Genomic DNA, 25,155 nt, shown 5'->3' on the forward strand with positions numbered 1-25,155 from the left:
AAAGGACAATCTCAACATGTAGAGATTGTCCTTTAAAATTAATATTATATTTATCCTAAGATATGATACCCTGAATCAACGTGAATGTTTTCTCCTGTTACGCCGCGTGCTAAATCACTGAATAAGAATACTGCTGTATCCCCAACTTCTTCTTGCGTTGTTGTACGACGAAGTGGTGCGCGCTCCTCAATTTCTCTTAAGATTGAGTTAAAGTCGCCTACACCTTTGGCAGATAACGTACGAATTGGACCTGCAGAAATAGCGTTAACGCGAATGCCGTGTTGGCCTAAATCATTTGCTAAATATTTCACGCTCGCTTCTAATGAAGCTTTCGCAACACCCATAACGTTATAGTTTTTCACAACGCGCTCGCCGCCAAGATATGTTAACGTTAAAATATTTCCGCCTTCTGTCATTACTTTCTTCGCTTCTCTTGCTACAGCTGTTAAAGAGAATGCACTAATATTTTGCGCAAGTAAAAATCCATCGCGAGAAGTATCTACAAATTCACCTTTTAAGTCGTCACGATTTGCAAAAGCGATACAGTGTGCAACACCGTGAATTGTACCAACTTCTTGCTTGATTGTTTCAAAACAAGCTGTAAGTTCTTCATCATTTGTTACATCACAAGGTAATACAAGTGATTCTTGTCCTTCTAATGTATCCGCTAATTCACGAACATTTCTCTCTAAACGTTCTCCTGCATATGTGAAGATTAATTTTGCACCTGCATTATGCAAAGAGCGAGCAATTCCCCATGCAATACTTCTTTGGTTCGCAACGCCCATAACAACAAATGTTTTCCCTTGTAATAGTTCCATGATATATCCTCCCAGAAATACTTATACTTGTTATTAGTACCTGATACTATAATTATAGTAACATAAAACCTCTTAAAGGCAAACAAAAAAGTCATTAACTTAAAATTGTTAATGACTTTTGGTTTCTATAAAAAAACGCTCTAATCCTTCTTCCCAAGAAGGCATTTGCAAAAAACCATTTAATCGTAGCATGTTATGTTGGAAAATAGAATATTTCGGCCTTGCTGCTGCAGCCCCAAATTCTTCGGTTGAAACAGGTAACACATTCACCTTCATATTTGCATACGAAAATATTTTCTTTGCAAATTCAAACCAAGAACATGACCCTGTATTGGATACGTGATACGTACCGTATAAAGAAGTATGAATGAGCTTATTAATCATCACATTTAAATCCGCCACATACGTAGGAGAACCGATTTGATCCGCTACAACAGATATTTCTTCTCTTTCTTTCCCTAATCGTATCATCGTTTTCACAAAATTATTTCCATACTTACCATATAACCACGATGTACGAACGATAAAGTATTTATTATGTAACTCTTTGACGAACTGCTCTCCCACATATTTAGAAGCCCCGTATATATTGATCGGTGCCGGATTATGAAATTCATCGTACCCCTCCGGTCTGTCGCCTTGAAATACATAATCCGTACTAATATAAACTAACTTCGCCCCAACTAATTGTGAAGCAACCGCTACATTTCGAGCCCCTATTGCATTTATTACATAAGCAAGATCTCGCTCTTTCTCAGCTTGATCAACCTTCGTATACGCTGCACAATGAATAATGATATGTGGCCTTATTTCTTGTACCACTTGCTGCACTTGGGATATATTTGTTATATCTAACAACTTTTTATCAAATGGATATATGTCATACTCTTCAGGATTTAACTCTTCTTGTAGTTGCTTTCCTAATTGACCATTTGCTCCTGTTATGATAACCCGCTCTTTCATTTATATGCCCCTTACTTTTTTAATGGTTTCCACCATTCCTCATTCTTCTCATACCATTGCACCGTTTCTTGCAATCCTTGCTCAAACGTATACTTTGGTTCCCAATCAAATTCATTCTTCATTTTCTCTGCGTCAATCGCATAACGACGGTCGTGTCCTAAACGGTCTGTCACATATTCAATATCTTTTTTCGTTTTTCCTAAGAGAGTAATAATTTGTTCCACAACTTCTACATTTGTTTTTTCATTATTTCCGCCTATATTATATACCTCTCCTACACGTCCCTTATGCAGAACAACGTCAATCGCACTACAATGATCTGTTACATGTAACCAATCTCTTACATTCAATCCATCGCCATATAACGGTAATTTTTTTCCTTCGAGCGCATTCGTAACCATTAACGGGATTAATTTTTCAGGGTATTGATACGGCCCATAGTTATTGGAACAACGCGTTACTATAACTGGTAATTGATATGTTTTATAATAAGCTAAAGCTATCATATCGGCGCTCGCTTTACTTGAAGAATATGGACTATTTGGAGCTAACGGTGTTTCCTCGGTAAATCGTCCTGTTTTTCCTAACGAGCCATACACCTCATCCGTTGATACTTGCACAAGTTTAATATGCGGATACTTTTTTACTAATTCTAGTAAGGTGACCGTCCCAATTACATTTGTATCATAAAAAGGGATTGGATTTTCAATACTACGATCCACATGTGATTCAGCTGCGAAATTGACGATTACTTGCACATCACGTTCCTTAATAACATGCTCCAGCAGCTCTCCATTTTGAATTTCCCCTTTTACAAAATAGTAATTCGGATGATCTTGAATAGACTTTACATTATTTAAGTTTCCACTATATGTTAATGCATCAAAATTAATAATTTTATATGTTTCATAGCTTTGTAACATATAATGTACAAAATTGCTTCCAATAAATCCGGCCCCACCCGTTACTAATATATTCATATAACAACTCTCCTACTCAAAAGCTATCTTCACATTCCTGAAGTAATGGTAATATTCGATCTTTATCAGACAAAATAGGACTTGTTACCGGCCATGGAATTGCTAATTCTTTATCGTTCCAAAGTACCCCTGAGTCATGATCGGCACTATAATACTCATCTACTTTATACATAACAATCGTATGCGGGACAAGTGTACAAAAACCATGTGCAAATCCTTTTGGCACTAATAATTGCCGATGATTATCCGCACTTAAAATATATCCTCTCCACTGTTTAAACGTTGGTGAATCTTTTCTCAAATCTACGATAACGTCATAGATTGCTCCTTGCATAACTTGAATAAGTTTCGTTTGTGCTTTCGGTTTTTTTTGAAAATGTAATCCGCGAATCGTTCCCGCTTCCGCTGAATACGAGACATTATCCTGTACAAATGAATGCGTAACCCCTAATGTTTCTAGCACCTTCTTATTATAACTTTCAGTAAAAAAGCCACGATCATCTCCAAATAACCTCGGTTCCAACAATTTTGCGTCGGTAAAGTTTGTTTCTATAACTTTCATATTCTCACCTATTCTCCGTTAAACTGTTTACCAAAGTTTATATCCCGTGCTAACGCATTCGCTCTTTGAAGAGAAACATGAGTTCCCGCATCAGTCCACCAACCGCTCATTTCATTATAAGTAAGTACCCCTCGCTTTAAATACCAATTATTGATATCTGTAATTTCAAGTTCTCCCCTTGCGGAAGGTTTTAATTCTTTTATATAAGAAAAGACTTTTGGATCATACAAATAAATCCCTGTGACTGCATAAGAACTTTTCGGCTCTTTCGGCTTTTCTTCAATTTCAATTATTTTGCGGTTTTGAATATTCGCTACGCCAAACCTCTCCGGATCATCTACAGATTGCAGCAGCACTTTCGCACCTTCTTTTTGATTTGCAAACTCTTCAACATACGGACGAATATCATCTGAAAAAATATTATCCCCTAATATAACTACCATGCGATCATTCCCAACAAAATCTTCACAAAGCCCTAATGCTTGTGCAATTCCGCCAGCTTTATCTTGCACACGATACGTAAAGGACACGCCAAACTCTTGACCGCTCCCTAAAAAGCTAACAACATCCCCCATATGCTCTTTACCTGTAATAATCATAATATCTGTAATATCACATTGTTTTAACTTATATACCGCATGATAAATCATCGGATACCGACCAACAGGAAGTAAATGTTTATTCGTTACTTTCGTTATTGGATATAATCTCGATCCAGTACCACCTGCTAAAATAATCCCTTTCACTTTGCATCTCTCCTTTATGATGGAGATAATATATCTTTGTAATGTTCTACAAACACTTTCCGGTACTTCTCATATGTATCCGCATCAAACTCATCCCCGTTGTAGTGAATACACCATAAATTTGCTTGATTAGGGATACCAATTAAATAACCTGCCTTTTGAAACTCTAAAGACTGCGACACATCATAAAAGTGGAATCCTTGAAATAAGTCTTCTCGCCACGGGATATCATACTGTGTGGCCATTAATAATCCATCAATTGCCTGAACTGACATAAATGATTGATTCCCATAAAAGAGTTGATCTAAATTTAATAGTTGGTAATTCTGTCTTCTATACTCAATCACTTTCCCTACTAAATTTTTCCCTTCCCACCATATCCCATTGCTCGGTAAAAACTGAGCACCAGCTACTCCAATTAAACCAAGTTTTTCGTTATCTTTAAAAAGAGAAATAAGTGTATAAAACATCTCACGATTAATAAGAAAAGTATCTTGATGTATATAAACCTTATACTTCGCCGGATATGAAAGTGCTCGGTTATATGCACTTGCCATACTTTTCGCATCTCGTATCGGAAAAATTTGTACAACATAACCAGGGGGAACAAAAAGGTTTCTTATTTGTCTCTCGCACTGTTCAAATAACTCTTCATTGTTTATACAAACAACGACTAATATTGTATGATCTTTCATTTTGTAGCCCCTCTATTCATCTTGATTTACATCTGACATATAGTGCTCCACAAAGATCTTTCTATACTTTTCATAGTTGGTCATATTCACATCAATATGATAGTGAATGCACCAAGCATCACGCTGTACAGGAACCCCAACTGTATAGCCAGCTTTTCTAAATTCAAATGATTGGGACACATCATAATAGTCAAACCCATCAAACAAGTCTTCTCGCCACGGAATATCGTATTGCGTTGCCATCAATAAACCATCAATACATTCCACAGGCATAAATGTTTTTGACTCATGGTACGGCTGTTCTTGACTTGCCATATAAAACAAATCATTCATATAACCAATTACCTTTCCAACAACTCCTTTTCCTTCGTTCCATACCCCGTTTGGAGGAACATATTGTGCTCCAATCATTCCTATCATCCCAAGATGTTCATGTTCGTTAAATAATTGCAGTAGTCCATGTAAAAATGCTACATTCATAATGAAAACATCTTGGTGTATATACACTTTATATTTCGCTGGATGCGAAATCGCTTGATTATATCCGCTCGTCATACTTTTCGCATTCCGAATTGGCATAAACTGTACAACATATCCTGGTGGCACTGCCAATCTCAATATATGTCGTACACACTGTGCATACATTTTCGAATCATTTATACATGTAACAAATAATATCGTTTTCTCAGCAGCGCTCATAACGATGATTTTTCTGCTTCAATAATATACTGAAATACTACCGTTTCAGCCATGAAGCCACTTCCAAGACGATATTTTTTACAAACTCCATATAACTCCTCAATTAACGGTTCATACATTTTATGATCAATATATACACGATCTACTTTACTAATAGAATATCCTGCTTTTAAAAACATTCGAAGCATTTCATTAAATGTAAAAAAACGAATATGCGTTTTATCTAATAAACCATATTCTGTATACGACCAATTTCCAGCAAGTAAGGGAGCTAATACTGAGATGTGAGCAACGTTCGGTATACTAGCCAAAATTACACCATTATGCTTTATATACGGTTTTACTTTTTCTATTACAGCCCATGGATCAAATAAATGCTCTAATACGTCACCAAATATAACACAATCAAATTGCTCTTCCTCATATGGCATCTCCATTGTTTCTATATCACCTAAAACAACATGATCTAATTTTTCTTTTGCTTGTTCTGCTGCCTCTGGGAATGCCTCGATTCCTGATACACGTGTGCCATTTTCTTTTATTGCTGCTCCCAACGCACCGCTCGAGCAACCGATATCAAGAACTTCTTTCCATTCCTTTTTTATATGCTTTAATAAATTCGGATTCACTGCATTATAATAATGACCAGATTTTTCTTCATATAAAGAATTTTTTGGGGAATTCATTTCACACACTCCTTATGCAAATTGAATTTGAAATATAAACCTCATATGAAGTCTATAAATATAACCATTGCTGGTTACATTACCGATACTTTACTATATAGTCAATCTATTAGAGTTAGAATCTTGATAAGCTATTTCTAAAAAAAACAACCTATAACGATTTTTTTTGTTGATCAAAAATGCTCCGAAAATATTTGCGGTTATATTCAATTGCAGCATTATTTGGAACGTAAGAAGCTGCTAATTCGTTGTAATAATAAGCCTTGTCTTGTTCTCCTAACTTGCTATAACAAATGCACATTTGTAAATAGGGAAGCCATGTGTAGCTAGCTGGACTGTGAAATGGACTCTCCGTGGCCATTGGTACTTCCGTTGCAAGTTTAAACCAAAATATCGCTTCATTATATTTTTGTTGTTCCATATATATATATCCTATTCTTGTACAATTCTCTCCTCTAGGAATAGCATACCGAAACGACTTCACACAAGATTCAACTGCCTTTTCCCATAATCCAAGCTTTGCATAGCAATCTCCTAATTTACCACATGCATAAATTTTCTCTTCATACCATCCTTCGTCTTGATTAAGAAATGTTTCATATAGAAGAACTGCATCATCATATTTTTGGTTATCCATACATTCATTTGCGTAATAAAATAAATCTCTCGGACTCAATTCTTCTCCAGCTGCTACAGCATCTTGAAAAATTTTCAAATTACGATTTGTTACCTTTTTTTCTTTTTTATGTGTAATAGCAACATTACTACTAAAAGTTTCACCAGAAATAGCTAAATATTCATGGACCTTTCCAAACCATTGAAATTGTTTTTCACGCTTTACAAGTCGATTTCTTTTTGTACAATATAAAGGTTTCCCGTTAGAATCCATTGCAAGATGATAAGGCATCGAAACAGCATCAATTTTAGGATCCAATTCTCTTTTTAACAGTTTCAATGCTTCTTGAGCATCTTCTAATAATACGTCATCTGCATCTAGCCACAATATATACTCTTGCGTCGCTTTTGAAAAAGAAAAATTTCTTGCTGCTGCAAAATCATCAATCCACTGGAAATCATATATGTTAGAAGTGTATTTCTCTACGATTTCTTTCGTTCGATCGATGGAACCTGTATCAACCACTATAATTTCATCCACAATTTTTTCAACTGAGTCTAAACAACGGGCTATTGTCTTCTCCTCATCTCGAACAATCATACATAAACTAATTGTAATTCCTTGCTTGTTCAACATAATCACCCTCTTCCAAATCAATCATATGTTATACATATACTAAACTTTCCATTTTTTTAAATTGTTCAAGTAGTTTAAGATTTCTTTTCAATAATTCAAATGTCCGTGTCATTTTCTTTCGGTTTTGCATCTACTATATAATGAACGCTTTATGGAGGTGAATTTATGTCAAATAATAATTATTCAAATGGATTAAACCCCGATGAATCTTTATCAGCTAGTGCATTTGACCCTAATCTTGTAGGACCTACATTACCACCGATACCACCATTTACCCTTCCTACCGGACCAACTGGGCCGACTGGACCGACTGGGCCGACTGGGCCAACTGTACCAACTGGGCCAACTGGGCCAACTGGACCAACTGGACCAACTGGACCAACTGGGCCAACTGGAGACACTGGTACTACTGGACCAACTGGGCCAACTGGAGACACTGGTACTACTGGACCAACTGGGCCAACTGGAGACACTGGTACTACTGGACCAACTGGGCCAACTGGAGACACTGGTACTACTGGACTGACTGGGCCAACTGGAGACACTGGTGCTACTGGACCGACTGGGCCAACTGGTGCTACCGGACTGACTGGACCGACTGGGCCATCCGGACTAGGACTTCCAGCAGGACTATATGCATTTAACTCCGGTGGGATTTCTTTAGATTTAGGAATTAATGATCCAGTACCATTTAATACTGTTGGATCTCAGTTTGGTACAGCAATTTCTCAATTAGATGCTGATACTTTCGTAATTAGTGAAACTGGATTCTATAAAATTACTGTTATCGCTAATACTGCAACAGCAAGTGTATTAGGAGGTCTTACAATCCAAGTGAATGGAGTACCTGTACCAGGTACTGGATCAAGTTTGATTTCACTCGGAGCACCTATCGTTATTCAAGCAATTACGCAAATTACGACAACTCCATCATTAGTTGAAGTAATTGTTACAGGGCTTGGACTATCACTAGCTCTTGGCACGAGTGCATCCATTATTATTGAAAAAGTTGCTTAATTTTTTACTTAGCAGTAAAACTGATATCAGTTTTACTGCTTTTTCATTTTTAAATTCAATCATTAAATCTTCCTTTTCTACATAGTCATAATGTTGTATGACATTCCGTAGGAGGCACTTATATGGAAAATAAATCAGCTGTCCAGCTTTATCTTGAGCTCTTAAAGAAAACCATTTTATTTGAAATATGGTTGGAATACGAACCATACTTACCTGCTTCGTTACATATATCTAAAGAACTATCATATGAACCAGTTACGGTCCCACTTCCTTTATTTCTTAAGCAGTATGTAGAAAATCACAATTTAAAAATCGTTAACCCTAACGTTTCAAACAATGAGCGACAAGGTGGTAAGGATTGGCCAAGAGCTGCACACAGTATGGTTGGTCGAAAACGTATGAATCAATTACAAGAAGCGATGGAAACTGTAGTCAAGGAAAATATAGAAGGCGATTTTATTGAAACTGGTGTATGGCGCGGAGGATCATGCATTTTTATGAATGGGTTTTTACAAGCAAACAATATTACGGATCGTACTGTATGGGTTGCTGATTCGTTCGAAGGTCTGCCCGCACCTAACTTAGAACAATACCCAAAAGATTACGGTGATTATTTGCACACATTCGATTACTTACGAGTTTCTTTAGAAACAGTGCAAGAAAACTTTAGAAAATACGATTTATTAAATGATCAGGTGAAATTTTTAAAGGGTTGGTTTAAAGATACATTGCCTTCAGCACCGATAGAAAAAATTGCAATTGCTCGCCTTGATGGTGATATGTATGAATCAACGATGGATAGTCTTGTAAATTTATACGATAAAGTTTCAATAGGGGGCTTTATTATTATTGATGATTATGGACTGATAACATGCGCAGAGGCTGTAACAGATTTCAGAAGTGAAAGAAACATAAAAACTCCTATGACTCAAATCGATGATTTCGGTATTTTTTGGAGAAAAGAATAGAATAAAAAATTATTTAATTGAGGGGTACTATTATACTACTAATTCATGAAAACCAATCTTGTAATGAATAAAAGCAAAGCTCCCCTCAATATAAAGTAGAAATTTCCTACTTTACTATAAGAAAGGTGTGAATTTTTTGAACGAAAATGAGAAAAAAATCACATTAATCCCACCTCCAGAACTTGTTCAATATGTAGGTGGTCATTTTGAAGAAGTTGGAAAAGAGTTTATGCAGTATTTTATTGAAATTGGCAATTTAAAATCAAATGAAACAGTGTTAGATGTAGGCTGTGGTATCGGCCGGATGGCGGTTCCATTAATGAACTATTTAAGCGATGATGGTACTTATTATGGATTTGACTTATTTAATAAGGGGATTACATGGTGCAAAAATAACATTTCAACGCGCCGTAACAATTTCCATTTTGAACATGTCGATATATATAACCAATTCTACAATCCCGATGGAAAAGAAGATGCTTCCCAATACAAGTTTCCATATGAAGATGAATCATTCGATTTTATTTTTTTAACGTCTGTATTTACCCATCTCCTTCCGAAAGAATTAGAACATTACGTACGCGAGATTGCACGAGTTCTGAAAAAAGATGGGAGATGTTTTATTACTTTCTTTTTAATTAATCCTGAATCTTCCTATTACTTAAATGCAGGACTAAGTCCGTTAGGTTTTTACCATCAAATTGACAATTGTTATGTTCTAAATAAAGATATCCCGAATTTCGCAGTTGCCTATCCTGAGGAAGATATTCGTACTCTATTAAATAAATATGGGCTAGAAATGCAGACTCCTCCCCATTATGGTTCATGGTGTGGCAGAACTGAACACACAAGTTATCAAGATATTATTCTTACACAGAAAATTTCTGAAAGGTAGTTATATATGGAAAATATAAAAAATGTACCTCTCGTTTCCATCCTTATTCCTACCTATAATCGGCCACATTATTTTAAAATTGCTCTAGAAAGTGCATTAGCACAAACGTATTCAAATATTGAAATTATTGTAGGAGACGATAGCACAAATAATGAAACAGAAAAATTAATCTACAGAGATTATTTACATAAGCATAAACATATAACGTACATTCGAAACCCCTCTACTTTAGGACAATTTCATAACGCCCTTATGCTTTTAGAACAGTCAAATGGAGAGTACATAAATTTCTTAATGGACGATGATATATTTTATAATAATAAAATTGAAAAAATGATGTTTTATTTCCAAAAAGACTTAGATCAAAATCTCGCACTTATTACATCTTATCGTACTTGGATCAATGATGATGGAGATATAATTGAACAACACCCCTCCATGAAAAAATTATATGATGAAGATACTCTACTAAATGGGAAAGATTTTGGAAACCGTATGCTTATACTAGGGCAAAATATTATTGGTGAACCTACGACTGTACTCTTTCGAAAACGCCTATTAACAGAACCTTTCGGTACTTTAAATGGTAGAAATTATAATTGTAGTGTGGATATGGCTTCTTGGATCAGTTTACTTTCCAAAGGTGATGCGATCTATATCACGGAACCTTTAAGTTCTTTCCGCCTTCATACGGGACAGCAAGTACATCACAAATACCTTGAAGGTTGCGAAGATTTTTCACATCTCGTTTTACATTCAAAAAAATATGGTTTTCTACAAGACATTGACTATTACAAAACGAGTCTGTTAAAAGCTTGCGAATGGTATAAAAATGCTACAACATTTTATCAGCTATATCCAGAACTCATTCCAACGACCGATACACATACTCGCCTTTCTCATTGTTTGAATATAGTTACAAAAGAACTCCATGCAATATAATCCATCACAAGGGGGAATTCCTTCCTTGTGATGTATGACTTCCCGCAAATAGTGGAATAAATGTATGCATAGTCTGCTTGTATATTATTTTTTTCATGACATAATCCATATATTTACTAGGCGATAGAAAGGAATACATACATTGAAAGATCCAAATTCTCAATATCAAATAGACTACGTATTACTATGCATCTTATTTGCCATTGGGACTGTTAGTTGCTTTGCAATTGCAAGTGCACAAGCCTCTTTACCACCATTTTTGCAAAATGTGAATTTTGTATTAAAGCAAATCCAGTGGTACTTCATTGGATTCATAGCCATTGGTGTTATTATGATTATCGATTTCGATCGTTATCAAAAAATTGCTTGGTATTTATATAGCTTTGCATTGGTACTACTAATTGGGCTAGAACTTCAAGTACCAGGTGCCATTACAATTAAAGGTGCGACCGCTTGGTACAGGCTCCCAGGCATCGGAAATTTCCAGCCTTCTGAAATTATGAAATTGTTTTTAATTATCGTCACCGGACGAATTATAGCAAATCACAATGAGAAATATTTTTACCGAACAATACACGATGATTTTTTATTACTCGGAAAAATATGCGCAACAAGTTTGCCGCCCCTACTACTTATTGCAAAGGAACCTGATTTAGGAAACACAATGGTAATTTCAGCTATGCTTGCAGCAATGATACTAGTTTCTGGTATACGTTGGCGTTTTATTTTCGGATTAGTTTCCGGTATTTTTGTAACTGCCGTTACATTAACGTATATTTTTTTTACTCATACAAAATTCTTTAAAACACACATTTTACAAGAATATCAACTAAACCGTTTCTACGGCTGGTTAGCACCATACAAATATGATGCGCAAGGCTATCAATTAAGACAAGCTTTCTTAGCTACTGGATCAGGAGAAATGCAAGGAAAAGGTTGGGAAAATGGACAAGTATACTTTCCAGAACCACATACAGATTTTATTTTCACTAATGTCGCTGAGCAATTCGGATTTTTAGGCGCAAGCGTCATTATTGCAATTTTTTTCCTACTTATTTTCCGCATGATCCATATCGCTATAGAAAGTAATGACCCTTTCGGTAGTTACATCTGCGCTGGTACAATCGGAATGTTTACTTTTCAAGTATTTCAAAATATCGGGATGACAATCGGACTACTACCTATTACAGGAATCACATTACCCCTTATGAGCTACGGAGGAAGTTCCTTACTCACATATATGATAGCGATTGGATTTGTTTTAAACGTCCGCTCAAGAACGAAAATCTTTATGTTTAACTGAAGCACAAAAACCGTATATTTTTATCTCTATCCTTTTTTAGATATACTAATGAAAAATATGATGGAGGTTTAAATATGAAATATGACATTATAGGAGATATACATGGATGCTTACAAGAGTTTCAAAATTTAACAGAGAAGCTAGGGTATAACTGGAGTAGCGGTCTACCGGTTCACCCTGATCAACGCAAACTTGCATTTGTTGGTGATATTACAGATCGCGGCCCTCATTCATTACGTATGATTGAAATTGTATGGGAACTTGTTATACATAAAAAAGTAGCTTACTACGCTCCTGGAAACCACTGTAATAAACTATACCGATTTTTCCTTGGGCGTAATGTGACAGTCGCTCACGGACTTGAAACAACTGTCGCTGAATATGAGGCACTTCCTTCTCATAAACAAAACATGATAAAAGAAAAATTCATCACACTTTACGAGCAATCCCCTTTATATCACGTACTCGATGAGAAAAGGTTACTCGTGTGTCACGCCGGCATTCGACAAGATTACATAGGAAGACAAGATAAAAAAGTACAAACCTTTGTATTATATGGCGATATTACAGGAGAAAAACATGCTGACGGCTCACCTGTCCGCCGCGACTGGGCGAAGGAGTATAAAGGAACAACTTGGATTGTATATGGACATACACCCGTGAAAGAACCTCGCTTTGTAAATCATACAGTCAATATTGATACTGGCGCTGTATTTGGTGGCAGACTAACTGCGCTACGTTATCCAGAAATGGAGACCGTTTCCGTTCCTTCCTCCCTGCCTTTTGTCCCTGAGAAATTTCGCCCAATTTCATAACCCATATGTAATACTTACGAAGGATTACCGTATCATTTAGGCGCCTCTCATATAAAAACTGGGTAAAGTCATTAAAAAAGATGCAATAAAGTGCGTCTTTTTTTAATGACACGGCATATACTGTCGCAGGAGGTGACAGAATGAAGAAAAAATCTTCTAAACAAAAAAGAAAATGCCCGCCTTTTTATCTGCCTATGTACGGAATTAACAACTGGTGTAGCATTCGAGCTGCAGCTTTAGAAGAACTGGAAGGACAAGAGGCATCCCTAAAAAACAAAGCTCGACCAAAATATGTCTCTTTAGAAAATGCTGTAATGAGCCGCATCATTGATAATCGAAAAACAAAGAGGCAGCAAAAAAATAAACCTCTCTCTACTCATACTGAACAGATTGTGCCTTCTGAGCAAGCAGAGAAGAAGACAGAAGAAAATATCCCTGTAGCAATAAATAAAAAAGCGGAATCAGAAATTCCAGCTGCTATTATAAATCAAGTAAAAAAAATAAAAGAAGCATTAGCACCATCAGGTGATAAACAAACAGAAAAGACTATCATAATTCAAACCCCTACACCTGAAAATACAAAAGTAAAAAAAGGAGGGCGTTATGCACATGCAGAGGGGCTTCACTCTAATGCAGAGGGTACAGCTTCACATGCAGAAGGGCTTCTTACACATGCAAAAGGTTCTTTCTCTCATGCCGAAGGATCAAAAACGAAAGCAACTGGACATAGTTCCCATAGTGAAGGAAGTGAAACGACAGCAGGTGGCTCTTATTCTCATGCGGAAGGTAAACATACAATCGCTTTAGGCGAAGCAGCACATGCAGAAGGAACCGCGACTATCGCTAACGGATTCTCTTCTCATGCGGAAGGTAATCATACATCAACAGCTCACTTTGCAGGTAGCCATATTATGGGGCGCTTCGGTACAGCAGAAGAATCTTATTCTTGGTTTATTGCAAACGGCACAAATGAAACCGATCATAATATCGGTGCAAAGTGGCTTGCTCATAATGGAGAAATGTACATTGATGGCGCTTCTTATAATGCAAGCGGAACTGATTTTGCACAAATGTTTGAAGCAATAGACAATACTCTTATTGATGTAGGTTATTTCGTTACATTTAGTAGCGAAGAAAAGATTCGAATCGCTACTTCAAACGATTCATTCATCTTAGGAATATCTAGTGCTACCCCGGCCCTTATAGGAAATAGCGGTGCTCTAAGTTGGCAAAAACGCTACAAAACAGATAGCTTCGGAAAACGTCAATATGTACGTACAGAATCGCAAGACATACAACCACTTTTAAATACAGAATGGGATCCAGCTTGCAAATATATAGCAAGGAAAGATCGTACCGAGTGGCTTCCTGTCGGATTAATTGGACAAATGTTAGTACGTGATGACGGCACTTGCGAAACACATGGATATTGTCGTCCAAATGACAATGGCATTGCTACAAAATCCGAAAGTGGTTTTTTCGTTATAAAGCGCACGGGTGATAATCAAATTTTAATATTATTCCGCTAAGAAAAAAGGGAACAAAATTCTTCATTACATAAGAATTTTGTTCCCTTTTTAAGTCTGTCTTAATACCTCTTGCATATCACTTGGAATCATTGCAGCGAAAGACATTTCCTTCTCTAAAATAGGGTGATAAAACGTCAAAGATGTACTGTGAAGTGCTTGTCGTTTCATTTCATCCCTTTTTCCACCATATAAATTATCGCCAAGCAGCGGGTGTCCTATATGTGCCATATGCACACGAATTTGATGCGTTCTTCCTGTATCAAGCTCAAGCGATACATGCGTCTTATGATTGGCACTATCAATCACTCTAAAATGAGTAACGGCTCTTTGCCCCTCCTCACAAACGGTTCGCTCAATAATGCTATCCGATTTTCGTCCAATCGGTGCGTCAATCGTTCCTTCTCGTTCTACCATCTCACCGTGAACGATTGCTTCATACGTTCTTTTCACAGCTTTTTGTTGATGCTGTTTCGATAAAAGATGATGTACGAAACGATTTTTTGCAATAAGCATAAGCCCTGAAGTATCACGATCTAACCTTGTTACGATGTGCACCGTACTTGCAAGATATTGCTTATCATAATGAGATAAAAGCGCATTCGCAACACTTCCGGACGGATGTTCTCTAGACGGAATCGTTGACATGTTCGCCTCTTTGTTTATGACAAGAACTGCATCATCTTCGTATACAATACATAAAGGGATATCTTCTGCAATCATCCCTTCACTTCTTTCCTCCACTGGAAAAAAGACACGTATTTCCTCACCAGCTTGCAACTGATGACGAACACTCGCATGTTGGCCATTTACTTCAATAGCTCCGCCGTGAAACTTTATATCCGTTAATGCAGCTTTGGAGATCCCTTTTGTTTTTAAAAATTCTCTAACTAAAGTTCCTTCTTCAGCCGATTCTATATCCCATTTCAATGTAAATCTGTTCAAATATATAAACCCTTTCTATTTATCTGCAACAAACGAGTCACGAACCCGTTTCCAGAACGGGAATGGACGGAAACGAACAAATCGTACTTTTTCATTTGCAACGCGATACTGAATTGATTTCACATCTTGATGAACCATTGTTAAATGGTCCACCGTAATTTGTAAGTTCATTCCTGCAGCTGGCTTCAATACACATGTATGATGTTTCGGCAGTACGAGAGGCGAACCTACCGTACGAAACACACGGTTATTAATAGATGCCATTTCTGCAATTTGAATCGCTTCAATAGAAGGGTGAATAATTGCTCCACCAAGCGCCTTATTATACGCAGTACTTCCCGAAGGAGTAGAAATACAAAGGCCATCACCACGGAACGTTTCAAAGTACTCTCCGCGTATTTCCACTTCTGTTACTAATGTACCTTCTGCACTTTTTACAGTCGCTTCATTCATCGCTAAATACTGCGACTCTTTACTCCCATTCACATAGCGAATAATCACTTCTAAAAGCGGATATTCCACCACTTGGAATGGTGTTTTAGCAATTGCAATTACTAATTTCTCTACTTCTGTCGGTAACCAATCTGCATAGAAACCTAAATGCCCTGTATGTACACCAACAAATGCCGTTTCAGCCAATCGATCATAATAACGATGAAATGCATATAAAAGCGTTCCATCTCCCCCAACAGAAATTACAATATCGGGTTCCTTTTCATCCATTATAAATCCGAAATCTAGCAAGTATTCTTTCATCGTGCTTGCCAGTGTATCTGATGATTGATCTCCCTTTGACATAATTGTAAATTTCATCGCCCAACACCCTTTAGTTTATGATTCAGAATCTTTCGTTTCTTGCTTTCTTGAAAAAGCTTTCTGTGCTTCTTGAATTTCAAGACGAATAGAAGACATTTCTTCATCCAATAAAAATGCTGCTTCTGCTGCACGTTGCAAGCGTATTTTAATATCTTCAGGAAAACGTCCACTATATTTATAATTTAAAGAATGCTCAATTGTTGCCCAAAAGTTCATTGCTAACGTACGTATTTGGATTTCTACCAACACTTTTTGTTCTCCTTGAATTGTTTGAACAGGATAACTAATAACAACGTGATAAGAACGATAACCACTATCTTTCTTTTGCGTGACATAATCACGCTCTTCCACGATTTCAAAGTCATTTCGTTTTCTAAGATATTCTACAACAGGCTTAATCTCATCAACAAATTGACACATCATTCGAAGACCTGCGATGTCTTGCATATCTTCTCTCAGTCGGTCTAACGGTACATTTCTCTTCTCCGCTTTATCAATAATGCTTGCAACCGACTTTACCCTCCCTGTTACAAACTCAATTGGAGAATGCTCTGTTAACATTGCAAATTGAGTACGCATTCCTTTTAGTTTCACTTTCAGCTCTGCCACCGCTTGATGGTAAGGTGCTAAAAATTCTTCCCAATTTCGATTCATTTCAACCACCACCAAAATCAATCCATTTGCTTATAGAAATACTTTTTCTACAGCAGTTACTAGTTCTTCTCCGTAATTTGCATTACCTTCAATATTTTCAACTAAATATTCTACTTCTTCTTTTAATCCTTCTAATTCCATTTCAATGTCATTCACGCGAACAAACATAACCACATCGTTATTCATCGCTTCATGCATTGCTTCCCAGCATGTGTGCGGAATACTTACATAAATGAAAGATGATTCGTTTTCTAAGATATATAAAAATGATAAATTGTCTGAGTCTACAAGTACGTGATTACGCGCACTTAACCCCTTTACCTCTATTTCACTATTTTCCGCACAAAAAATAAGAGCATTCTCTCTCTTTTCTACGCTCTTAACTTGGATTTTATTTTGCATGCTCTAACTCCTCCATCTCAACTTCCTGTCTTACTTAACAGTATTATTGTATCATAACATGGACGCAAACAAATAAAACATTGAACCAAATTTGTGAAAAAGCGATAATGTGTAAAGAATTATTTTTCAAAAGGAGCGCGCATACAATGACACAAGAAATTGAAATTGAATTTAAAAATATTGTTACAGAAGAAGAATTCCATGCATTATGTAAATCATTTTCTATTGAGGTATTTACGAAACAAGTGAATCACTATTTTGAAACACCGAACTTCTCATTAAAGGAAGCTGGCTCTGCACTTCGTATTCGTCATAAAGGAGAAACTTATACATTAACATTGAAACAACCTGCAGAAGTCGGCTTGTTGGAAACACATCAAGTCGTAACAGAAAACGAAGCAAAAATGATGATGGAGACAAACGTAATTATTTCAGGGGCTGTAATGAATCAACTATGCAAACTACAAATTCCTGTTTCTGCTCTAACTTATATGGGTAGTTTAACAACTGAAAGAGCTGAAACGTTATTTGAAGGCGGAACGCTTGTCTTTGATCATAGTTTCTATTACAATCACGATGATTATGAAATTGAATTTGAAGTGCAAGATGAAGAAACAGGAAAAGCTGCCTTTATTCATTTATTAAAGCAGCATAACATACCTATCCGTCATACAAATAACAAAGTAAAACGCTTTTTCCTTGCCAAACAAAACAAAGCACGCTAAAGTGAAAATTCCACTAGTGAATACGTTCTACTAGTGGATACATCTCACTTTTTGAAAAGGAAAAGATTCTTTTACAACTGTAGAATAAGCAAAGAACGTTATGAAGGCTGTTTATTTGCCCTCCCTAACATTCCATTGCTACAATAGATATACATTTCATGGAAAAAGGAGTTTAAAAGGATGAGCAAGCAACCGATGACACCATTTGAAGCAATTGGCGGTGAACAATGCATTGCAATATTAGTAGACACATTTTATTCCTATGTCAGTAAGCACCCTGACCTATCTCCCATCTTCCCGGATGATTTAACAGAAACAGCTAGGAAGCAGAAACAATTTTTAACACAATATTTAGGTGGTCCTAATTTGTACACTGAAGAACACGGTCATCCTATGTTAAGAGCACGCCATCTCCCGTTTGAGATTACTCCAAAACGAGCAGAGGCTTGGCTATCATGCATGGAGCAAGCAATGGATGACACAGGAGTGCACGGTCATATAAGAGAGTTCGTTTTTGAACGTTTAGCATTAACTGCTCAGCATATGGTTAATACTCCAAATGAAACAGGTGAAATATAATGGATAAACAGGAAGCAAAGCATATCAATATGCCATCTCCTTCCGCATGTGAGCATAAGTCTGTAGAAGCATATTTATTTATTGATCCACTTTGTAAAGATTGCTGGGAAATTGAGCCCTTTATTATTAAACTATGGCTTGAATACGGGAAATACTTTTCTATTCGTCATATCGTAACAGGAAAAGTGGACGGAACGAACGCTTCCTCACACAAATGGAATAAACCTGCTAATATTCGATTTGTGTGGGAAAAGACGACAAGTTTACACGGTTTTTCATGTGATGGGAAGGTACATATGCAAGAGGCATCATCAACACCATATTTAGTTTCGATGGCAATTAAGGCAGCGGAGTTGCAGGGTCGAAAAGCAGGTTCGAAGTTTTTGCGAAAACTCCAAGAATACATTTTCCTTGAAAATGTATCAAATCCCGACTGCGAATTATTACTTGCATGCGCAAAAGATAGCGATATTGATGTAGAAGAATTTAAAAAAGACCTATATTCCGCTAGCGCAAAAAAAGCTTTCCAATGTGACTTGAAATTCACAAATGAGATGCATATTACCGAAATACCTTCTCTCGTATTTTTTCATGCGAATTCAGATGAAGAAGGTATTAAAATCGCTGGAACTTATTCCTATGATGTGTACGTACAATTATTAAAAGAACTTGTAAAATGTGAAATTGAGCCAGAACCATTACCATCTTTAGAAGTATTACTAGAAGCGACGCAATTTATATCTTCAAAAGAAGTAGCATTTATATATGACTGCTCGAAGCAAGAAATTGAGCGTGAATTAAAAAAATTACAACTGAAACGAAAAGTACAAATGATTGACGTAAAATGTGAGCGTTATTGGAAATGGATAGCAAAAGAAGAAGACCTGGTGTAAACACCAGGTCTTCTTCTTTACGGCTTATAAAAATATTAAAGGGGATGGGAGAAATTTTCACGTTCAAACAAAGGGGTATATGTTTGTATGTGAATTCGTTCACGCTTATTATATTACAAGATTCGACGTCAGATGACAACCCCTTTTGTCGAATTTCACACTTTTGTCACATTCTAAACGTTTTCATTTTTGAATAAGCTATAAAAAAGCTATTTTGGAGGTGTTCTGTATGAAAAAAACATATATTTTCCTTATCATTCTAGCTGTCATCGTTTCTTTTTTCTTGTACATCCTCTCTCTACTACAAGCTTTTCCTAAAATGATTGCCTTTCCTCTTTTATTCGGAGTCATTGTCATCGCCCTCTCGTATTTCAACCATAAAAAACGATTTAAAGGGTTTTAATAAACTGTAAAACTGCCTTCTAATTTAGAAACAAGAAAGAAAATCCGTCTTATTTTTTCGACAAATATCGACAAAATAACATGTAAACAAAAAGACGAGGGAAATCCCTCGTCTTTTTGTTACTTCTCTTCAAATAATAATGCTTCTAATTCATTTAATTTCTCTTCAAATACTTGCAATGCTTCTTTTACTGGTTCTGGAGATGCCATATCTACCCCAGCTTTTTTCAGCACTTCAATTGGGTAATCTGAGCTTCCTGCTTTTAAGAACTCATTAATGTAACGTTCTACTGCTGGTTGCCCTTCTTCTAAAATTTGTTTAGATAGAGCCGTCGCTGCACTAAAGCCTGTTGCGTATTGGTATACGTAATAGTTGTAGTAGAAGTGCGGAATACGAGACCACTCTAAACCAATTTCTTCATCGATTACTAAAGCATCACCGAAATATTTCTTATTTAAATCATAGTAAATCTCTGTTAACATGTCTGGCGTAACCGCATGTCCCTCTTGTACTTTCTTATGAACAATATGCTCAAACTCTGCAAACATCGTTTGACGGAATACAGTACCACGGAATCCTTCTAAATAATGATTTAATAAGTATAGACGCTCTTTCTTATCTTCTGTCGTTTTTAATAAATAATCGTTTAGAAGCGCTTCATTACAAGTTGATGCTACTTCCGCAACGAAGATTGAATAGTCACCGTATACGTGCGGTTGCGTTTTTCTTGTGTAGTAACTATGCACCGAATGACCAAACTCATGAGCAAGTGTAAATAAATTATTTACATTATCATGCCAGTTCATTAAAATATACGGATTTGTTCCATATGCACCAGATGAATATGCTCCGCTTCGTTTTCCTTTATTCTCATACACATCTACCCAGCGATTTTCATATGCTTCTTTTAAAATATCAACATACTCATCACCAAGCACATTTAAAGACTTTAATAACATGTCTTGTGCTTCTTCATACTTCACGTTCATTTTCACTTCTGGTACAAGTGGTGTATATAAATCATACATATGAAGCTCATCAAGCCCTAGTGCACGCTTACGAATATCAATGTAACGATGTAGCAAGTGTAAATTATCATTTACAGATTCAACAAGTTGATCATACACCGCTTCAGGAATATTATTATTACTTAATGCAGCTTGACGTGCAGAGTCGTATTTACGAACGCGCGCATTAAAATTATTACGCTTCACAGCTCCGCTTAACGTACTTGCAAATGTATTCTTATATTTTCCATACGTTTCATATACAGCTTTAAATGCATCTTCGCGCACACGACGATCATCACTTTCTAAAAACTGAATGTAACGACCATGTGTAATCTCTACTTCTTCTCCATCCTCACCTTTAATAGATGGGAATTTCAAATCCGCATTATTCAACATACCAAATGTATTACTTGACGCACTCATTACTTCAGATGCTTCTGCTAATAAAGCCTCTTCCGCTTCAGATAATACGTGCGGACGTTGGCGCGTAATTTCTTCTAATGCATGTTCATATACACTTAAGTCTCTATTTTCTTTTAAGAATGTTTGCAGTGTATCTTCTGAAATCGATAAAATTTCAGGCACAATATATGCTGTGCTACTAGATACTTGTGAATATAAATTTGTCGCGCGGTCATTTAACGCTTGATACACAGAGTTTGTTGTATCTTGATCGTAACGCATATGTGCATATGTATATAACTTACCTAATCGCATTGAAATTTCATCTTCATATTGCAATGCTTCAAGTAAATTGTTCGCAGAGTCACCAAGTTTCCCTTTAAATTCAGTTAACTTCGGTAATAGCTCTTTAATAGCTTGGAATTCTTTTTCCCACTCTGTATCCGTTTGGAAAATATCTTCCAATCTCCACGTACTTGATTCTTCAATCTCGTTACGATCTGGTAATGTTTTTGCTGTATTTTGTTCAGACATCCTTTAAGCCCTCCTTTAAATATCTCTACTTACATACAATTCGATTTCTCTTATGTAATTCCTTCACGATCAGTCTTTATTATATCCCCTTTTCCTCCTCTCATGTTAAATTTTGCCTCAAATAAAGATAGCGCATGCGCTAAACATATTTCATCATGCTTCATAATTTCTCCCCCTGTTTTTAACGGAACAGCATCCCTTATTTTTCGGTACGTATACATCCCTACCTTATACAACACACCTGCATAACATAAAAATGTCATATATTCAGTAACTGCCACTTTCCATATATGCTGTGAAAAGTACGGGAGCATACGCCTTTTCGTATACTTTTTTATATAACTACACACGTACTTGAGGGAAATACAATCCCCTACCGCAAGCTCACCTATACACTTCATATATAGAAAAGCTTGCCATATAAATGAATTTGTTTGAAAAGCAAATGAGGACGGGAGTGGCACACCAATTTCAGAAGGGAAATTTGCTGGGTTACATTTACATTGGTATAAGAGGCGTAATAGTGACTTATGATTATAATTCCAAATGGGCAAAGCGTTTTGACGAAAATAGTCCTTTCGCCTCTTCCATTCTCGGTTTAATACTTCCCTTTGGAAAGGAACAGGAGAAAAGAGCATTTCAAAAGTAGTCGTTTCAATTGGTAAATATATAATATGTGAGAAAGCAATGCTTGTAGAAAATGAAGTGATAAACGTGCATTTCATAAATGATTTTTGTTTCGAACAGAAGAAAATAAGAAGTGGCTGAGGATAAGATTGTAAGGAGAAAGCCATAATTGAGGAGAATTTCATCCAGTATGCAGAGTGCTTTTTCAATTGATTTCCACCAATAATCCAAATGACCTGTATACCAGCTTGCCAATACGAATAGGTTCGTTTGCAGAGCTGCTCTATAGAAAGAGTGGCGCATTGATATTCAATCGCAATTTTTCTCCCTGCTCTCTCTATAAAAATATCCGGTCGTTGCTGAATCTCTGGCAGATAATGCTCTATCTCTACATGAACATTTTGACGTTTGAACCACCGATATAACAATTCTTTACCGTACATATGATATGTAGATTCTGCTTCATAAAAGGCTAAACATGAATCTACTTTCTTATGAGCAAAATGCCACCTTTTTTGTTTTCCTAATCTCATTAGTACTTCCTTCCCGCAAGCTATGCAAAAGAAACTTTCCCTTTTACGCATATGGTGTAAAAGCTCTTCATCATGATGATCGAGTAGATGAATTTTTTCTCCATTTTCTCTTTTTGCGATAAATATCGGAATCACACCCTTTCAGCTCCTTATATTCTACAATTTATTACAAATTCCTTTTAAAAAAAGAGATGTCCCAATTTCGGACATCTCTCTTTATAATAAAGGTGATAATAACCGGTACGTTGATTCAACAATTCGTCTATGAAGACGCCTTTTATGAAAACGGTCGACATGAATTTCACTTGATTCTTCTAAATCGTCTTTAAAATCTTGAACAAGTTTTCGAATGCTATCTGTATCATATAAAAAGGCATTTACTTCAAAGTTCAAATGAAAACTTCTCATATCCATATTCGCTGTCCCAATTGAAGCTAAATCAGAATCGACAATGACAACTTTACTATGGAGAAAACCTTTCTCGTATTCATATATCTTTACCCCTGCATCTAAAAGCTCTGGGAAATACGATCTCGATGCGTAAAAGACAGTGCGCTTATCAGGCTTACTCGGCATTAACAAACGAACATCGATACCAGCAAGCGCAGCTACCTTTAATGCGGATAAAATATCATCATCCGGAATGAAATACGGCGTTGCAATCCAAATGGATTTCCGCGCAGAAGCAATCATAGCAAAATATAAATGTTTGATTGTTTCCCATTTATTATCCGGCCCACCTGCAACGAGCTGCACGCCTCCCCAATGCTCTCCCTCAACTGCTTTCGCTTGTAAATATTCAGGGGCTAGCACAGCCTCACCAGTCATATAAAACCAATCTTGAAGGAAAATAAGTTGCAAACTTTGTACAGCTTCACCACGCAAATATAAATGTGTGTCTCGCCAAAAGCCGAAGTACTTATCCTTCCCTAAATATTCATCACCAATATTTAATCCACCTACAAACCCTTCATTTCCATCAATAATAACGATTTTTCGGTGGTTTCGATAATTAATCTTATCGTTTAAAATCGGAAAGCGCACAGGGAAGAACGGAATCATTTCGACACCTGCATCGTTTAATTCTTCAATATACGATTTTGATAATTTAAAACTTCCAACCGCATCAAATAAAAAACGAACGACTACGCCCTCTTTTGATTTTTGTATTAAAATATCTTTAATTTCTGTTCCAAGCTTATCATCACGCACAATGTAATATTCCATATGAATGTGATGTTTCGCTCGTTTTAATCCATCTAAAATGGCCTGAAACGTTTCATCTCCATTTGTTAATGTTCTCGTTTCAGTTTGAAATGAAATATTTAAAGCGCCTAAGCGATCCGCTAAACGAAATAACAGCTCTTGATGCTTATGATTGCGCAAAATCCGTTCTTCGTAATCTTCATGCCCCTTATATTGTAAAAACGCTTGTTCATCGAGCAACGCCTTCTTTTGGAACATTCTCTTCCTACGAAAGTTTTGTCCGAATAATAAATAAGCGAAGAATCCAAATACCGGAAAAATACCTAACACAATGAGCCATGTAAGTGTTTTTGACGGATGACGGTTCTCTAAGAAAATAACGCAGCCAATTAAAAATGCAGATACCGTAAATAAAATACTAATAATACCTAAAATCGAAACATCTTTTATCCCAATTACATCCGAATAAAATGCCACATCAATAAACATACGTAATGAAACAAATAATGCGAACAATAGTAAAACAAAGAAAATCAACTTTAACGTATTTTTCATC

Annotated in this window: 27 protein-coding genes; 11 read left to right on the forward strand and 16 right to left on the reverse strand. The window is 36.4% G+C overall.

The genetic code is table 11. The features are described from left to right. Positions 1 to 50: 50 nt before the first annotated feature. The 9 genes from fabI to AC0L0O_RS18805 form a co-directional block, all read right to left on the reverse strand. Positions 51 to 821 (reverse strand): enoyl-ACP reductase FabI, encoded by a 771-nt coding sequence (gene fabI / locus AC0L0O_RS18765; RefSeq protein WP_000421886.1) that lies wholly within the window; start codon positions 819 to 821, stop codon positions 51 to 53. 108 nt (positions 822 to 929) lie between these two features. Next, the gene (rfbD, locus tag AC0L0O_RS18770; protein ID WP_000664671.1) at positions 930 to 1,784 is read right to left on the reverse strand and encodes a dTDP-4-dehydrorhamnose reductase; all 855 of its coding nucleotides are present in this window, start codon (positions 1,782 to 1,784) and stop codon (positions 930 to 932) included. 11 nt (positions 1,785 to 1,795) lie between these two features. Further along, a complete protein-coding gene (rfbB, locus tag AC0L0O_RS18775) occupies positions 1,796 to 2,764 on the reverse strand; it encodes a dTDP-glucose 4,6-dehydratase (RefSeq protein WP_001024141.1) in 969 nt (322 codons plus the stop codon). Between the two features lie 16 nt (positions 2,765 to 2,780). Continuing rightward, complete coding sequence (gene rfbC, locus AC0L0O_RS18780) at positions 2,781 to 3,326, reverse strand: dTDP-4-dehydrorhamnose 3,5-epimerase (RefSeq protein WP_428889280.1); 546 nt, start codon at positions 3,324 to 3,326, stop codon at positions 2,781 to 2,783. Positions 3,327 to 3,334: 8 nt separating this feature from the next. Continuing rightward, complete coding sequence (locus AC0L0O_RS18785; RefSeq protein ID WP_000676165.1) at positions 3,335 to 4,072, reverse strand: sugar phosphate nucleotidyltransferase; 738 nt, start codon at positions 4,070 to 4,072, stop codon at positions 3,335 to 3,337. 14 nt (positions 4,073 to 4,086) lie between these two features. Continuing rightward, positions 4,087 to 4,767 (reverse strand): glycosyltransferase family protein, encoded by a 681-nt coding sequence (locus AC0L0O_RS18790; protein WP_000651510.1) that lies wholly within the window; start codon positions 4,765 to 4,767, stop codon positions 4,087 to 4,089. A 12-nt stretch (positions 4,768 to 4,779) separates the two neighbouring features. Continuing rightward, positions 4,780 to 5,466 (reverse strand): glycosyltransferase family protein, encoded by a 687-nt coding sequence (locus AC0L0O_RS18795; RefSeq protein ID WP_001271203.1) that lies wholly within the window; start codon positions 5,464 to 5,466, stop codon positions 4,780 to 4,782. Next, the gene (locus tag AC0L0O_RS18800; RefSeq protein ID WP_001087866.1) at positions 5,463 to 6,152 is read right to left on the reverse strand and encodes a class I SAM-dependent methyltransferase; all 690 of its coding nucleotides are present in this window, start codon (positions 6,150 to 6,152) and stop codon (positions 5,463 to 5,465) included. Before AC0L0O_RS18800 ends, AC0L0O_RS18795 begins: the two co-directional genes overlap by 4 nt. A gap of 151 nt (positions 6,153 to 6,303) precedes the next feature. Beyond that, entirely contained in the window at positions 6,304 to 7,404 is a 1,101-nt protein-coding gene (locus AC0L0O_RS18805; RefSeq protein ID WP_000932921.1) for a glycosyltransferase, read from the reverse strand. Between the two features lie 165 nt (positions 7,405 to 7,569). Between AC0L0O_RS18805 and AC0L0O_RS18810 the strand changes: the two genes are divergently transcribed. The 7 genes from AC0L0O_RS18810 to AC0L0O_RS18840 all read left to right on the forward strand — a co-directional run bounded on the left by AC0L0O_RS18810 (position 7,570) and on the right by AC0L0O_RS18840 (position 14,873). After that, positions 7,570 to 8,421, forward strand: a complete 852-nt coding sequence (locus AC0L0O_RS18810; protein ID WP_473785904.1) for a BclA C-terminal domain-containing protein — start codon at positions 7,570 to 7,572, stop codon at positions 8,419 to 8,421. Between the two features lie 122 nt (positions 8,422 to 8,543). Next, entirely contained in the window at positions 8,544 to 9,389 is an 846-nt protein-coding gene (locus AC0L0O_RS18815; protein WP_000428855.1) for a TylF/MycF family methyltransferase, read from the forward strand. Positions 9,390 to 9,525: 136 nt separating this feature from the next. After that, positions 9,526 to 10,284: a class I SAM-dependent methyltransferase gene (locus tag AC0L0O_RS18820; protein ID WP_001004743.1), complete on the forward strand. Its 759-nt coding sequence runs from the start codon at positions 9,526 to 9,528 to the stop codon at positions 10,282 to 10,284. Positions 10,285 to 10,290: 6 nt separating this feature from the next. Then, positions 10,291 to 11,226, forward strand: coding sequence for a glycosyltransferase family 2 protein (locus AC0L0O_RS18825; RefSeq protein ID WP_000427734.1), 936 nt, complete (start codon positions 10,291 to 10,293; stop codon positions 11,224 to 11,226). A 142-nt stretch (positions 11,227 to 11,368) separates the two neighbouring features. Then, positions 11,369 to 12,529: an FtsW/RodA/SpoVE family cell cycle protein gene (locus AC0L0O_RS18830; RefSeq protein ID WP_000654694.1), complete on the forward strand. Its 1,161-nt coding sequence runs from the start codon at positions 11,369 to 11,371 to the stop codon at positions 12,527 to 12,529. Between the two features lie 74 nt (positions 12,530 to 12,603). Beyond that, positions 12,604 to 13,344 carry a bis(5'-nucleosyl)-tetraphosphatase PrpE gene (gene prpE, locus AC0L0O_RS18835; protein WP_000872722.1) on the forward strand — a complete coding sequence of 247 codons (741 nt, stop codon included), beginning with the start codon at positions 12,604 to 12,606 and terminating at the stop codon, positions 13,342 to 13,344. Between the two features lie 140 nt (positions 13,345 to 13,484). Further along, on the forward strand, positions 13,485 to 14,873 hold the full coding sequence (locus AC0L0O_RS18840; RefSeq protein WP_001984990.1) for a peptidase G2 autoproteolytic cleavage domain-containing protein: 1,389 nt from the start codon (positions 13,485 to 13,487) through the stop codon (positions 14,871 to 14,873). Between the two features lie 48 nt (positions 14,874 to 14,921). Here AC0L0O_RS18840 and AC0L0O_RS18845 read toward each other — a convergent pair whose 3' ends face one another. From AC0L0O_RS18845 to AC0L0O_RS18860, 4 genes are read right to left on the reverse strand one after another with little or no spacing between them, the layout of a single operon-like run. After that, complete coding sequence (locus AC0L0O_RS18845; RefSeq protein ID WP_001079102.1) at positions 14,922 to 15,815, reverse strand: RluA family pseudouridine synthase; 894 nt, start codon at positions 15,813 to 15,815, stop codon at positions 14,922 to 14,924. Positions 15,816 to 15,830: 15 nt separating this feature from the next. Continuing rightward, positions 15,831 to 16,628, reverse strand: coding sequence for an NAD kinase (locus AC0L0O_RS18850; protein WP_000673188.1), 798 nt, complete (start codon positions 16,626 to 16,628; stop codon positions 15,831 to 15,833). Positions 16,629 to 16,646: 18 nt separating this feature from the next. After that, entirely contained in the window at positions 16,647 to 17,285 is a 639-nt protein-coding gene (yjbM, locus tag AC0L0O_RS18855; RefSeq protein ID WP_001081482.1) for a GTP diphosphokinase, read from the reverse strand. 30 nt (positions 17,286 to 17,315) lie between these two features. Beyond that, entirely contained in the window at positions 17,316 to 17,687 is a 372-nt protein-coding gene (locus AC0L0O_RS18860) for a UPF0738 family protein (RefSeq protein WP_001180009.1), read from the reverse strand. Between the two features lie 146 nt (positions 17,688 to 17,833). On the opposite strand from AC0L0O_RS18860, the gene AC0L0O_RS18865 reads away from it, so the two are divergent. The 4 genes from AC0L0O_RS18865 to AC0L0O_RS18880 all read left to right on the forward strand — a co-directional run bounded on the left by AC0L0O_RS18865 (position 17,834) and on the right by AC0L0O_RS18880 (position 20,287). Continuing rightward, a complete protein-coding gene (locus AC0L0O_RS18865; RefSeq protein ID WP_000191105.1) occupies positions 17,834 to 18,412 on the forward strand; it encodes a CYTH domain-containing protein in 579 nt (192 codons plus the stop codon). Positions 18,413 to 18,592: 180 nt separating this feature from the next. Then, the gene (locus AC0L0O_RS18870; RefSeq protein ID WP_000043381.1) at positions 18,593 to 18,991 is read left to right on the forward strand and encodes a globin domain-containing protein; all 399 of its coding nucleotides are present in this window, start codon (positions 18,593 to 18,595) and stop codon (positions 18,989 to 18,991) included. Next, positions 18,991 to 19,884, forward strand: coding sequence for a ClpXP adapter SpxH family protein (locus tag AC0L0O_RS18875; RefSeq protein WP_000360640.1), 894 nt, complete (start codon positions 18,991 to 18,993; stop codon positions 19,882 to 19,884). Before AC0L0O_RS18870 ends, AC0L0O_RS18875 begins: the two co-directional genes overlap by 1 nt. A 229-nt stretch (positions 19,885 to 20,113) precedes the next feature. Then, the gene (locus tag AC0L0O_RS18880; protein ID WP_001984995.1) at positions 20,114 to 20,287 is read left to right on the forward strand and encodes a hypothetical protein; all 174 of its coding nucleotides are present in this window, start codon (positions 20,114 to 20,116) and stop codon (positions 20,285 to 20,287) included. A gap of 119 nt (positions 20,288 to 20,406) precedes the next feature. Here the strand turns inward: AC0L0O_RS18880 and pepF are convergent, their stop codons facing one another. The 3 genes from pepF to AC0L0O_RS18895 form a co-directional block, all read right to left on the reverse strand. Further along, on the reverse strand, positions 20,407 to 22,233 hold the full coding sequence (gene pepF, locus AC0L0O_RS18885; protein WP_001984974.1) for an oligoendopeptidase F: 1,827 nt from the start codon (positions 22,231 to 22,233) through the stop codon (positions 20,407 to 20,409). Between the two features lie 50 nt (positions 22,234 to 22,283). After that, positions 22,284 to 23,528 carry a competence protein CoiA gene (locus AC0L0O_RS18890; protein WP_001984985.1) on the reverse strand — a complete coding sequence of 415 codons (1,245 nt, stop codon included), beginning with the start codon at positions 23,526 to 23,528 and terminating at the stop codon, positions 22,284 to 22,286. Between the two features lie 81 nt (positions 23,529 to 23,609). After that, positions 23,610 to 25,154, reverse strand: coding sequence for a cardiolipin synthase (locus AC0L0O_RS18895; RefSeq protein ID WP_000799201.1), 1,545 nt, complete (start codon positions 25,152 to 25,154; stop codon positions 23,610 to 23,612). Position 25,155: the final 1 nt, after the last annotated feature.

The organism is Bacillus sp. GS3m_15504 (assembly GCF_055825275.1).